The organism is Candidatus Nealsonbacteria bacterium (genome assembly GCA_019923625.1).
Classification (GTDB): domain Bacteria; phylum Patescibacteriota; class Minisyncoccia; order Minisyncoccales; family RBG-13-42-11; genus JAHXGN01.
In genome coordinates this window covers 16374-29820 of sequence record JAHXGN010000005.1, presented here as the reverse complement: position 1 = coordinate 29820, position 13447 = coordinate 16374, and the positions used below count along the sequence as shown (strand labels likewise).

General features: G+C 36.9%; 11 protein-coding genes, 1 tRNA gene and 1 other RNA gene. 1 reads left to right on the top strand and 12 read right to left on the bottom strand.

Features of this window, described 5'->3' with window-relative positions:
• Positions 1 to 316: 316 nt before the first annotated feature.
• The 8 genes from KY055_01185 to murJ form a co-directional block, all read right to left on the bottom strand.
• Positions 317 to 718 carry a cupin domain-containing protein gene (locus tag KY055_01185; protein ID MBZ1345243.1) on the bottom strand — a complete coding sequence of 134 codons (402 nt, stop codon included), beginning with the start codon at positions 716 to 718 and terminating at the stop codon, positions 317 to 319.
• A gap of 61 nt (positions 719 to 779) precedes the next feature.
• Positions 780 to 1559, bottom strand: coding sequence for a slipin family protein (locus KY055_01180; protein MBZ1345242.1), 780 nt, complete (start codon positions 1557 to 1559; stop codon positions 780 to 782).
• A gap of 159 nt (positions 1560 to 1718) precedes the next feature.
• The gene (locus tag KY055_01175; protein MBZ1345241.1) at positions 1719 to 2039 is read right to left on the bottom strand and encodes an RNA-binding protein; all 321 of its coding nucleotides are present in this window, start codon (positions 2037 to 2039) and stop codon (positions 1719 to 1721) included.
• A 714-nt stretch (positions 2040 to 2753) separates the two neighbouring features.
• A tRNA-Gly gene (locus KY055_01170) sits at positions 2754 to 2827 on the bottom strand.
• A gap of 11 nt (positions 2828 to 2838) precedes the next feature.
• Positions 2839 to 3237: a septum formation initiator family protein gene (locus tag KY055_01165; protein ID MBZ1345240.1), complete on the bottom strand. Its 399-nt coding sequence runs from the start codon at positions 3235 to 3237 to the stop codon at positions 2839 to 2841.
• Between the two features lie 63 nt (positions 3238 to 3300).
• Complete coding sequence (locus tag KY055_01160) at positions 3301 to 5130, bottom strand: tetratricopeptide repeat protein (GenBank protein MBZ1345239.1); 1830 nt, start codon at positions 5128 to 5130, stop codon at positions 3301 to 3303.
• Between the two features lie 196 nt (positions 5131 to 5326).
• Positions 5327 to 7084 carry a translation elongation factor 4 gene (gene lepA, locus KY055_01155; protein MBZ1345238.1) on the bottom strand — a complete coding sequence of 586 codons (1758 nt, stop codon included), beginning with the start codon at positions 7082 to 7084 and terminating at the stop codon, positions 5327 to 5329.
• Between the two features lie 5 nt (positions 7085 to 7089).
• Entirely contained in the window at positions 7090 to 8682 is a 1593-nt protein-coding gene (murJ, locus tag KY055_01150; GenBank protein MBZ1345237.1) for a murein biosynthesis integral membrane protein MurJ, read from the bottom strand.
• Between the two features lie 68 nt (positions 8683 to 8750).
• On the opposite strand from murJ, the gene rnpB reads away from it, so the two are divergent.
• Positions 8751 to 9204: RNase P RNA component class A (gene rnpB / locus KY055_01145), an RNA gene on the top strand.
• 48 nt (positions 9205 to 9252) lie between these two features.
• Here rnpB and KY055_01140 read toward each other — a convergent pair.
• The 4 genes from KY055_01140 to KY055_01125 all read right to left on the bottom strand — a co-directional run bounded on the left by KY055_01140 (position 9253) and on the right by KY055_01125 (position 13431).
• Complete coding sequence (locus tag KY055_01140) at positions 9253 to 9696, bottom strand: ribonuclease HI family protein (protein MBZ1345236.1); 444 nt, start codon at positions 9694 to 9696, stop codon at positions 9253 to 9255.
• Positions 9684 to 10859, bottom strand: a complete 1176-nt coding sequence (locus tag KY055_01135) for a DHH family phosphoesterase (GenBank protein MBZ1345235.1) — start codon at positions 10857 to 10859, stop codon at positions 9684 to 9686. Before KY055_01135 ends, KY055_01140 begins: the two co-directional genes overlap by 13 nt.
• Positions 10860 to 10997: 138 nt before the next feature.
• A complete protein-coding gene (locus tag KY055_01130; protein MBZ1345234.1) occupies positions 10998 to 12137 on the bottom strand; it encodes a phosphoglycerate kinase in 1140 nt (379 codons plus the stop codon).
• Positions 12106 to 13431, bottom strand: a complete 1326-nt coding sequence (locus tag KY055_01125) for a type IV secretion system DNA-binding domain-containing protein (GenBank protein ID MBZ1345233.1) — start codon at positions 13429 to 13431, stop codon at positions 12106 to 12108. The genes KY055_01130 and KY055_01125 overlap by 32 nt, the downstream gene beginning before the upstream one ends.
• Positions 13432 to 13447: the final 16 nt, after the last annotated feature.

The following is a 13447-nucleotide window of genomic DNA, read 5'->3' as shown; positions in this document are numbered from 1 at the left end:
ACAGCGCCGGCGCAGCAGCTGTTGTCAAAGCAGGCGCTAAAATAACAGCACATACGATAAGAAACATTGCAATTAAAATTTTGGCAAGAATTTTCATAAACTAAAAATCTTTTCTAAGGACAGAAATGATTTGGTCGCGTTCTAAATAAGAGACCTAAACAGAAGCCATCTTATCCGACGCATATTTCTGGCACGCCTTAGATAGATATCGTATATCGCCCCCCAAAGTTTGTTGAGTATTTTTCTTGTAGCTGTCGCTTTTTTCGGTCCGTTATTATACTATCTTCTTGGGCTCATCGCTTATTTACTTTATTCTCTAATCTTCCGTGGTTTTTCCATCAAAATGCTCGTCATCGGCTTCGGCTTCGGTTTTCGTTTTATGCACCACACCATCTCTATGTTCCGGCGGTGAATAAATGGTATAAATTTTCATCGATTCGTCTTTTGATGTGTTGATGATATTGTGTCTTAGGCCGGCCGGAATGACCACGGCAAAATCATCTTTTAACCGATGTTCAAGGCCGTCAAGCACTGCCAATCCCTCACCTTCCTCAACTCTGATAAATTGGTCAAGTTCTTCATGCGCTTCTTCACCGATTTCTTCTTTGGGACCCAAACTCATAACCACCAGCTGGCTGTAAGGGCCGGTATAGAGAACCTGCCGAAAATTATTATTTTTTTTAGTTGCTTGTTCTATATTAACAATATAACCCTTCATGAAATTTTAACTAATTTTAACTCTTTTTCGACTTTAATGTCTTATAATGGGGTGAGCCAATTTATTCTCCTTTTTGAAGTTTCTTTAACATTCCTAACATTTCAATCGGAAATAAAATAGTCGCATTTTTCTCTTTGGCAACTTCGGTCAATGTCTCCAAATACCTTAGAGTAATCGGGGCTGCTTTTAAAATATCTCCGGCTTCTTTCAGTTTTTGAGCTGCTAGATATTCTCCTTCGGCCAAGATGATTTTGGCTCTTTTCATTCTTTCGGCCTCAGCTTGCTTGGCAATGGCTCTTTGCATATTTTCCGGGATTTCCACGTGCTTTACCTCAACGGCCGTTACTTTTATACCCCAGGGGTCAGTCGCTTTATCAATAATTTCGTGAAGTTTTTGGTTAATTTTTTCTCTTTCAGCCAATAATTCATCCAGGGTTGAAGAGCCAACCACTCCCCTTAAAGAAGTTTGGGAATTCTGGGAGGTGGCAAGGATATAATTTTCAACTTCAATAATTGCTTTCCCTGGATCAGAAACTTTAAAGTACAATACCGCGTCAACTGTTACCGGAATATTGTCTTTGGTAATTACCACCTGGGCCGGAACATCCAAAGTAATCACCCGCAAATCTATTTTGGTCATATTTTCAATAATCGGAATAAGTAAAAACAATCCCGGTCCCCTGATTCCGGCAAATCTTCCTAATTTGAAAATCACCCCTCTTTCATACTCCCTGGTAATTTTTATTGTTTGGGGAAGAATAATTAAAGCAACAAGAATTAATCCAAACCAGCTAAAAAATAAATCAATTAACATAAACGCGATACTAATATACGAATTCATACTAATGATACGAATATTAACATTAGTATAATTCGTATTTATTAGTATATTGGTATCAATTTAGTTCGACCTTTTAATGCATTCCTTAATTATACAAAATTTTTCAAATAAAAAAAGGTTAAATCAAAAACTCCCCTAGAAGGGAGTTTTTGATGTTTTCTACCAGTTTCTTTTTCTATCGCCGAAACCGCCACGGCCACCGCGACTGAATCCGCCAGGGCTGGGTCTGGATTCTTGGGGTCGCGCCTCGTTGACAATAATAGTTCTACCGTCCAATTCTTTACCGTTCAACGTTTCAACCGCTTTTCGCGCCTCATCTTCGTTAGACATTTCCACAAAACCAAATCCTTTTGAACGTCCGCTCATTTTATCAATAATAATTGTTGCCGATTCTACGGCTCCTGCTTGGGCGAAAAATTCTTTAAGGGTTTTTTCAGTGGTGTCATAAGACAAACCCCCAACATATAATTTTTTAGTCATAAATTTTTGTTTTATTAACAAATAAATATAAGCCGACCTAATTTTCTTAATCTTCTTCGACTTACATTTATTTGTGAAAGAGAAGAAAACAAGAAAAGCTTACATAATCAATAATACTTATTTCAATAAAAAAGTCAAGTTTTTTTAGACAGCAAGCAGCGCCTGAGACTGCTTTATTACCTGAAAAAAATCTATTTTCTTTGACTACCCGAGCGTCACAGCGAAGGGGCGGAGATGAAGATTTATCTTCATCGACTACCCGAGCCGCAGCGAAGGGGCAGAGAAGAGGATTTATCCTCTTCGACTAGCCATTTTTCAGTATATAACTAAATAAAGAAAACAAACGATATTATTATTATCAGAGCCACAATTCCAAATATTAATTTTTTGTTTTTAAATATTAATTCTTTGTTCATGTTTTTTTACCTTATTAATTAGGTTATTTCGACCTTGTGTCTTTATTTTAACAAATATTTCCCCAAAATTCAAATCCATTAAAAGGGCAAGTGAAAGGAATTGAACTCTCATCTCCTCGCCCTTAATTAAATAGCGGGTTATTGGAAAAAGTTAGAACTTTTTACCAGCAAAATCCGGACGCTGAAATTTGATTTGATTTGCCCTCGCTCCGCTCGGGCGAGCGTTTCCGCAATCGCTTCCGTTTCGCTTCGGCGGAAACGCTGACGCAGGCGGGCAAAAAAGACGAAAGTTTGATACTGGAGCGAGTGAAGGGAATTGAACCCTCGTCTCAACCTTGGGAAGGTTGCATATTGCCACTATACTACACTCGCCTAAATGGAACTCAAAATCCTATCTTTTGCCAAAAATTCTGCCAAAAATTCTGCCAAAAATTTTTCTTCTCCTTTTCTTCATCTTCTTTTCGAAATTCTTCTCTTTTAATTACCACCAATTCTTCTCCTGGTTTTTGTAAATTAAATTGCTCTCTGGCTATTTTTTCCAAATGGTCTTTTGTTCCGATTTGGGAAATTCCAATTTTTAATTCCCGGTTTTTTTGCTCCATCTCTTTAATCTCTTTTTCAAGGGCTTTGATTTCTTCGGTCAAAAGGGCTCTTTTTTGAGTTATTCTCCAGTTGGAAAAAATTAAAAATCCGCTTATCAACAAAAACAATATTAAAAGAAAAAGAATGGGTAAATTGCTTTGCTTTTGATTTTTTTTTAATTTTATTTTTCTTGCTATCATATGCTCAACCTTAATTTATTAAAGTCAAGGTGGAGATAAAGAGATATTTTATAATTTCTTTAATCATGATAATTTAAGCAATTTAAGTATTGTTTTTTCCGCTTTTTTTATCCAATAATCGTCTCTTTCTTTGCCCTGTTTGTCAGCCAATGTAATAAATTGCCGGTAGGACTCTATCGCTTTTTTGTGGCGGCCGAGAGCGTAAAACGCATTGCCTAATCCATAATAAGAGAAGACAAAACCCTGATCAATTGCTATTATCTGCTGGAAGGTCTCAATTGCTTCTTTGTAGTGTCCTAACTTATGAAGCGCAAAACCTGTATTGTGTAACAGCTGTATCTGATGGCCTATCTCGGGTGGAAAAACAGTAAGGGGCTCGGTTTCTTTTTTATTTTTAATTTTAAATATTAAACTCTTGGATTCAGGATTCTTGGCATAATTGATGATATCAACGACAGTAAGCGGCTTGCCATCTTTTGTTTTACTGTTTATCATCTTATCGGTTATTTTTTTATTAAAATCTCTTCTAATCATATCCCGGTACTCTATTTTTCCATCACTTGTTATAACAACAAGAAAAGAGTGTTGCGGCTCGCTACTAACCAAGTATTTTATGCCAACCTCGGAAAGAAACCCTCCGCCAAGCATAGAGACGCCCTGGCAGTTAATATATTGATTGGCCGCTATTTCTGAAGGATTTCTTGCTTCTAATTTGTAGGGAAATGAACTAACTGCTAATTGAATTTTGTCTATTATTTCCCGCTCTTTTTCCCCAATAGCAATAGAATCTCCTGTTTGCCTGATTATTTCAAGTTCAGTTTTTAGCCCTGAAATATTAAGAACATCAGCCAGTTTTTTTTCTTTGGCAGGTAAATCAATTCTTAATTTTTCCAATAGTGAGATTGGACCGCCTCCATATCCTTGTTTTTTCATTCGTTCTCTCATTTCGCTAACCAATTTTTGGAGACCTTCTTTATGAAATATCGCACCCTGAAAATCTCTTTTTGGTTTTTCAATCTGCTCTTCGGTCTGCCCTATCTGCCCTGTCTTTTTTGTTGTTGCTTCCTCAATTTTACGCAAAAATGCAGAATAAACTGATATGCCGAATTGCCAATCTTTAAGGTTTTGCGAAATATAAGATGATTTCCTGTCTTTTGTTTCTTGTTGCCGGAGAAGCTCTTGTTCCCAGATGCGGAAAAACTGAGCCAGAGTTTTTCGCCGCTCCTGCTCATAGAATTGATCAACTTTTTTATCTGGCTCTGCTTGGCTGGCTTTTTCAGCTCGCGCCCGGCGTGAAACATAGAGATGATCTTCAGCAAAAAAACGATCAACTTGCTCAATCTCTTCAGGAGATAAGCGGTTATCAGCTATTTTATCAGCAATAATCTTTTCTTTTGGTTTTTTCTCTTTTAAAAGAGATTCTCCATATTCATAAAACCCTTCTGCTAAAGCGCGAGCTACTTCTTTTCCTTGGTCAACAGAATCTAATCTTTGAGAGATATAAATGCCTGTATTGCGGAATGTTTTAGCCAGGGCCAATAGTTGGTTCTTTTCTTCGTCTTGTCGTTCGTGTTTGCTGACAAAAATGTTACGGTCAACCACCTCCATCAGGCCAATCATTTCCCATAATCGCAGGTCTTTGGGGATAAATAAAGTTTGTTTTCCATCTGGGGTCTTTTCCAAAATGCCTTTTTTGTCTCTTTCTCTTTGCTGCCAATTATGACGGTCAATTATCTCTGGCTTAATAGAACTATTTATCTCAAACCATTTATTAAAAAATGATTGAACCGCCGGATTTTCAAATGGTTTTTGTTCAGCTTTTTCTTTAATTAGCGACCGCATTTTAGATTCAGGTGTTTTATTAAATTGAGATGGTTTAGTAAACCTTTCCATGATTTTTTACCAGTTAAATAGTTTTTCAAATGGTTTGGCAGGGACACCAGGGTTTAACCCTCGCGCAAATCGCTTGGCGACTATGCCGGGCGGACTTGGAACAGAAATTTTGGAGATTTTCATAATAGCCATTTGACCACGTTCCTCCTTACCACTCTATTATAAATTATACAAAAAAAACTTATTTTTGAAAACATCAATCCTGTTTGAATATCTCTAAAAATACTTTGGAAGGAATTTCAATCCGGCCTTTTTCTTTTAATTCTTTTTTTCCCTTTTTTTGTTTTTCCAATAACTTTTTCTTTCTGGTATAATCTCCGCCATAAAGGGGAGCGATAACATCCTTTCCTTTGGCCCTTATTGTTTCTCTGGCAATAATCCGGCCGGAAATTAACGCTTGAATGGGAACCGAAAAAAGCTGGCCGGGTAAAATCTCTTTCAATTTTTCAACTAATTTTTTCCCCTCAAAATAGCCGTCTTCTTTAAAGATAATTTTGGAAAACGGCTCTTCTTTTTTTCCGGCAATTAAAATTTCTAATTTAACTAAATTGCCTCTTCGGTATTCTAAAAATTCATAATTTAAAGAGGCGAAGCCCTTGGTTTGGTTTTTTAATTTATCGTAAAAACCAACGATTATTTCTTTAAGGGGAGCTTCATAAATCAACAATCGTCTCTCTTGGCTCAAAACCTCTCCCAAATAAATAACCGGAGTGATTATTTCTAATTTTACCCACGGTTGTTGAATTTCTTTAATTTCCGATTCCGATGGCCAATCGGAAGCTGTTTTTATTAAAAACTCCTCATTTTTTTTATTGATAATTTTATAGGCAACCGAGGGAAAGGAAATAACCAAATTCAAACCGAATTCCCGGCCAATCCTTTCGGAAAAAATTTCGGCATGCAAAGAACCCAAAAAGCCGCAGCGAAAACCCCGGCCTAAAAATTCTTTAATTTCCGGTTCAAAAACCAAAGAAGCATCGTTTAATTTCAATTTGGAAATGGCTTCTTTTAATAATTCAAAATCATTCGGGTTTTCAGGATAAATTGAAGCGAAAACCATTGGTTTTGGCTCTTGGTAGCCCGGCAACGGTTCTGCCTTAATAACACCTGTTCTTTTCGTTATGGTCTCTCCAACCCTTACTTTTCTCGGCTCCTTTATTCCAGTGGCAATATAACCAATTTCTCCAGCTTTTAATTCTTTTTGAGGAGACAATTCGGGAGTAAAATAACCGATTTCTTTTATTTTTCCCTCTGCCTTGCTTTGAATTAAATGGATTTTTTCATCAAGACCGATTTTGCCATCAACCACTTTGACGTAAGCAATCACACCCTTGAATGAATCGTATTTTGAATCAAAAATCAAAGCCCGGAACGGTTTTTCCGGCTCCCCTTTTGGCGGAGTAAATTTTTCAATTATTGCTTTTAATAAATTTTCAACATTGGTGCCGAATTTGGCTGAAATTTCAAAAATTTCATCTGGAGAAATGTTTAATAATTTGGCTAGTTCTTGTTTGGTCTCTTGGACTTTTGCCTCAATCAAATCAATTTTATTGATTACCGGAATAATAATTAAATTTTCTTTCCTGGCCAACTCCAAATTAGCCAGGGTCTGGGCCTGAATTCCTTTTATGGCGTCAACCAACAAAATTGCTCCCTCTACGCCCGCCAAAGCCCTTGAGACCTCATAAGAAAAATCAACATGGCCGGGAGTGTCAATAAGATTTAGCGTATAGCGTATAGCATCTAGGGTATAGGACATTCGCACGGGGTGCATTTTAATGGTAATGCCTCTTTCCTGTTCCAAATCCATGGCATCCAGATACTGAGGCCGCATTTTCTCTTTGGCTATGGTCTTCGTCAATTCCAAAAACCTATCGGCCAAAGTGGATTTTCCATGGTCAATATGAGCGCAAATCACAAAATTACGTATTTGATTTTGATTTATAATTTCCATTTTTGTTAGGTTTTAGTAAATCGCTTTAAAATTGAGGTTTTAATAGTTTCGGCTTCCGGGGATTTTAAGAAAAAAGCGGCCAGAAGATAAATTAAAGTGCCGAAAATAGCAGCCAAAATTGCCTGGGGGAAAAGGAAATAAACGACCAGGGCCATCAAAAGACTGGCAAAGATTATTTTTCTTAAAGAGCGCCAGATTTCTCCCAGCCCGATATCGCCCATTTTCTTTTGCAAAAAAAATAAAAGTAAAGAAAAATAAAGTATAGCCGATAGAGAAACCGCCAGAGGCAAGCCAATAACCTGGATGTTTTCAAGGTTAGTCAAATTCAGAACCCTGGCCATAAATTCTTGAAAAAAATTAGAAAATCCCAGCAACCAGACAAATAAAAAAGAAGTAACAATAGTCAAAGCCATATAAATTAAACCAACAATGGTTGGCGTCTTAACATCCTGGAGAGAAAAAAATAATCTCAGCAAAAAAGGAGTCAGGGTAAGGGCGAAAATTCCTAAAGAAAACAGGCCCAGGGAAGCGGCGGTTAACTGGATTTCATGCCAGCCAAATCGACCTGTCCCCAAAATCAGCTGAACAATTTCCACTCTAAATAAAAATATCAATACCGAAACAGGAATTACCAAAAAAAGAATCTGCCTAAAAGTGGAAGAGAAATTTTCCAAGAATTCTTCTTTGGCGCCGTTAACCCAAGCCCGAGAGAGAGCCGGAAAAGCGGCCATGGCAAAAGAAGCGCCGATAATGCCTATGGGAAAATGGGAAAGATTATTGGCGAAATTAAAAACAGCGATGCTTCCTATTGTTAGGGTAGAAGCAATGGCAGTAATAACTATTAAATTAATCTGAGGAACAGAGGCGCCGATTACCCGCCAGGTCATAAGCTTAAAAATCTTCAGCAAGCCGGGATATTTAAAATTAAAAATGGGAATATAGTGGAAACCAGAGGATTTGGCTGCTGGAATTTGAATTACCCAATGAGAAAAAGCGCCCAAGATTACACCATAAACTAAACCTATAACGCCAAAAATGGGAACAAAAAAAATAATGCCGAAAATTATGCCAAGGTTATACAAAATCGGAGCGACAGAATAAGCCAAGAAACGATTAAAATAATGCAAAATGCCAGAAAAAATGGAAGACAGGCCAAAAAAAATCGGGCTCAAAAACATTATTCTGGTTAAAGAAATGGCTAAATCTCTCTGGACCGGGTCGAACCCCGGGGCAATCAATTTAATAAGCCAGGGAGTTAGAATGGCTAAAATTCCGCAAAGAATAATCAGTAAAACTAAAAAGCAATTTAAGACCACATTGGCTAAGCGCCAGCCCTCTTTTTCGCTTTTCTTAAAGTATTCAGCAAAAACCGGCAAAAAAATAACTGAAACCCCTCCCATAATTAAAATCCCATAGACAAAATCAGGAATCCTAAAAGCAAGAAAATAAGCATCAAGTTCCTGGCCGGCCCCGAAATGGCCGGCTAAAAGCCGATCTCGAACCAAACCAAGCAGCCGGCTGACCAGAGCTGAAGCAGCCAGTAAAAAAGCGGCAAAAGTAATGGTTTTGGTTTGGGAATTAAAAAAACGATTTAACATATCGTTTTTATCCTACCTTAATTTTCCGATTTGACAAAGGATTATGAAATTGTTAAAATAAATTTGTCCTAGTAAGTCGGGTGATTGCCGAGCACATAACGAATTATGTGCTCAGAGGAAAGTCCGAACACTCATTTCCCGACTTTTGTCGGAATCTAAAATAGTAGCGGCTAATGGCCGTCCGCCGTAAGGCGAGAGGTGCGAACAGAGACGGGCGAGACCGAAAGGTCAAGCACCCCCACCAAAATTTGGTGAGGGGCAGCCCTCGTATAAACTCGGGCTTGCCCCGAGCGAAGCGAGGGGTGAAACGGCTAAATCCTTACTGAGTGCAAGAGTAAACCAGAAATTCTGTGATTCATCATAGAGCTTCTGTGAAAAGTAACTCGCTTGATCCCGGTAGTAATATCGGGACCAGATAGATAATCACTTCACCCTGTTAAATGCTGCTTTGCAGCAATTTCGCCAAAGGCGAAATTATTTAACAGGGCAAGACAGAATTCGGCTTATAGACTTACTAGGACACTAAAAATCCCACAAAAATGGTGGGGTTTTTAATTTTTATCTCTAATCTCAGAATAATTTTTGAGTGGTAGTCAGGCTATTTAAGGTTTCATTAACTAATCTATCAGCTTCTTTGTTTTTTTGACGAGAAATTAATTTGAATTTCAATTTTTGAAAATCCAATTTCAGATTCCAGATTTTTAAAAAAAGATGTTGTAATTCCGGTTCTAAAATTTTATATAAACCCCGTAGCTGTTTAACTAAAAGTTCAGAGTCGGACCTTAATTCAATTTCCGTGTTTTTGGCTAATTTTTTACCAAAAAGAGCTTTAAATTTTTCTAAGGCAAAAATTACGGCCAGATATTCGGCTTCATTGTTGGTAAAATTCTCGCCCAGGTATTCGGAATATTTTTTAACAACCTCGTCTTTTTCATTACAAAATAAAACTCCAACTGCTGACGGCCCGGGGTTTCCCTTTGACCCGCCATCAGTATAAATTATTATTTTTCGCATAAGTTTTTAACAAGACATTCCTTAAATTTTTCCAGATTTTCGTTTTTTATTCTGAAACCGGAGGCCTTAGCATGGCCGCCGAAAGTCAAAAGATATTTTTTGCATTTTTTCATCAAGGCCACACTGTCTATTCCGGTTGGAGTTCTAACTGTACCCTGGCTTTCTTTTTCCAGTTTTTTGAAAATAAATGTTGGTTTTTGATATTTTTGACAGAAAAATGAAGACAGGGAAGGAATTAAGGCGACTTCCCAATTTGAATCGCCTTCAAAAATAATCGGCTCTTCTTTTTGGAAAATTCTCTCTTCGGCTTCGGCTGTAATTTCTCTTACTCTTATTTTCCTTTGTTCTGTCTTTATTAAAAGTTTATCAAAAATTTTTTTTGTTTCATTAAAATTTGAAGCGGTTAAAAGACGATAGCCGGCCGGAAGATTATTTTCAACATCCCTGATGTTTAAAATTGAAATAATTTTGGAAACTTTCTGCTCAATGTTGTCAAAATTTTGCCAATCCAACAAATCAAAAAAAATTTTAATTCCCGGCCGCCAGGAATTTTCCAAAGAAGACAAACCCTCTTGAATCATTGTTTCATTTTCCGATTCTCTAGGCATTAAATCGGCCAGAGTGGCAATAGCCGTCAATTCTAAAAAACTTTTTCTTAGACAATCGGTCATTCTTTTTTCTAAAAGTTCTTCCGAAAGTTTAAAAGCAAGACCGACCGTGGCTAATTTTTTAAAATCGTATTTGTCTCCTTTTTGCTTCGGATTAACGATAATTTCGGCTTCCGGCAATTTATCTAAAATTTGATGATGGTCAATAATTATTACATTCAAACCCATTTTTTGGGCTAATTTTACTTCTTTAAAGTTTCCGATACCCAAATCAAAAACGATTAAAAGGGCGGGTGAAAATTTTTTTAAATTATTTAAACCGGTTTCGGTAATTCCATAGCCCTCCTTTTCTCTATCGGGAAAATATATGGCTGTGATTTGACCGTTTAAATTTTTCAGGGTTTCTTTTAAAATAATAACCGAAGTTATGCCGTCCAAATCGGCATCTCCATAGAGAATAATTTTTTCTTTTTTATTAATTGCTTCTAAAATTCGGGCAGCAGCTTTTTTTAGATTTTTTATCTCTTCCATCTTACGAATTACGAATCTCTTCAAATTACGAATAATAGAGCAAGGCAACAACCCCGCCCTCCAAGCTGTATTTTTTCTTGAAGAGATCCCAAGTATTTCTGTAATATTTTGATTTTCTTTTTTTGACTTTTAGGATAGAGGGCGGGGTTCGTTGCCGAGCGATTATTTCAATGCTTTCAGACCTGGTAGTTTTTCCCCGCTCAAAAAAGCCAAAAGAGCGCTTCCGCCAATTGAAACATGATTGAATTTTTCAATTAAACCGACCCGACTGATAAATTTAATCGTATCCCCTCCTCCGATAATTGAAAAAGAATTGCTTTTTATGATAGTTCGGGCGATTTCTTCGGTTCCTCTTTGATATTTTTTTTCTTCAATTTTACCAAGGGGACCGGCCCAAAAAACGGTTTTGGCTTGAAAAATTTTTTCTTTGAAAATAGCAATTGTTTTTTCTCCTATATCAAGACCCTTTATACTATCTAAGGGAAAAACAACCTTTTCTCTTTTTTTTAACTCAATCTTTCCTTGTTTAATCTCTTTGGATATTAAATTTCCGATTAAAATCCAATCGGCCATTTGTAAAAATCTCTCAATCACTCTTGCTTTATCTTGAACCTTGCTTCCGCCGATAATTACAACCAAAGGTCTTTTCAGTCCGCCAGCTGGCGGATTCATAACCTGAGATAAAACTTTGATTTCTTTTTCCAGCAAAAAGCCGGCGGCCGAAGGCAAATATTTTGTTATGCCGACTACTGAGGCATGCGACCTATGACAAACCGAAAAAGCATCGTTAATATAAATATCTGCCAATTTTGCCAATTTTTGAGCAAAATTCGGATTTCCTTCCTCTTCTTCTTTATAAAATCTTAAATTTTCCAATAAAACGATACCTTTGGGTCTCATTTTTCTTATTTCTCTTTCAACAACTTCACCAACACAGTCTCTTAAAAACTTAACTTTTCGATTTAATAATGTCTCTAATTTTGAAGCAATCGGTTTTAAACTATATTTTTGATTTTTGATGGTCGCAGAGAACTTCGTTCTCTTCTCCCGCCTCGCTTCCACAAATTGACGCTCGGCTTTTGATTTTTGATTTTGAGCGGAATCGAATGATCTTCCCATGTGACTCATCAAAAGGAGCTTAGCTCCTTTTTTAATTAGGTATTCAATGGTGGGAAGGCTGGCTTTAATTCTAAAATCATCTAAAACATCTCCTTTTTCTGACAGGGGAACATTAAAATCACACCGAACTAAAACTTTTTTTCCTTTAAAATTAAAATTTTTTATGGCTTTCAGAGTTTTCATTTAAATAGAGGAGGGTTTTGTGCCAGCGGTTAATTTTTTCTTCAATGATTTTTTGGGAAATTCCGTATTTTTCCCGGGAAACTTTAATAATTTTTTCTTTGGAAGATTTTTCGGGTTTGGAAAAAAGAGCAAGGGTTTTGGCTGAAAAGGGCCGGCTGGTCGTTCCATCAATCATTAGTTTTAAATAAATATCATATTTGGATAGGTTGACTAAGTCCTCGGCTGAAAATTCGGGAAAAAATTCTTTTCCCAAAAATTCAGCGTCTTCGGCTCCTACTCTAAAACAAACGATTGTTCCTGCGTTGCCGAGGACGGCGTCTCTTACCTTTTCTTCCATTTGATTGATATACTGATGGCCCAAAATCAAGTTCAATTTATATTTTCTGGCTTCGGATAAAATATTAACAAAGGACTCGGTAGCAAAGTTTTGAAATTCATCAACATATAAATAAAAATCTTCTCTTTTTTCTTCGGGAATATCAACCCTGGACATAGCCGCCAATTGTAATTTGGTAATCAATAAGGCCCCCAGCAGCCGAGAGTTGTCTTCTCCTATTTTCTCTTTGGAAATATTGACAATGAGAATTTTTTTTCCGTCTATTATTTCCCTCATATTGATTTTGGATTTAATCTGACCAACAATATTTCTGATTAAGGGACTGGAAACGAATTGACCAACCTTGTTTTGAACGATAGCTGTTGCCTCTATTTCAAAATCATGAAAGTATTGAGCAAATTCCTGAAGCCAAAATGTTTTGACCATCGGATCAGTAACCTTATCTACTATTTTTTTTCTGAAACCAACGTCTATCAGCATTCTATTAATCCCCAAGATGGTAGAATTGGGGTATTCCAAAAGAGCTAAAATAGCATTATTTAAAATGTGTTCCACCTGGGACGACCAAACATCGGGCCAGATTTTTTTTAAAACCCCTATCAAACCAGAAGCCGCCAAATGACGATGTTCCCGGCTGACTTTTTCCATAACATTGAAAGAAATGGGAAAATCCAAATCAGCCGGATTAAAATAAACAACATCGTTAATTCGCTGGCTAGGAATGAAGTCCAATAATTTTTCGGCCGCTTCTCCGTAACAATCAATAAAACCAAGCCCCTTTCCCTTTTGGATGTCCTGAATAGCCATATTTTCCATCATCGCGGTTTTACCCATGCCGGTTTTTCCAATCAGATATATGTGTCTCCTCCGGTCTTCGGTTTTGATACCAAATTTTTTTCTTATATTTCTAAAGGTCGTTTCGCCAAAAAAATTGATTTCGTTATTGTCAGAATTCATAAATCAGGAAGAAATT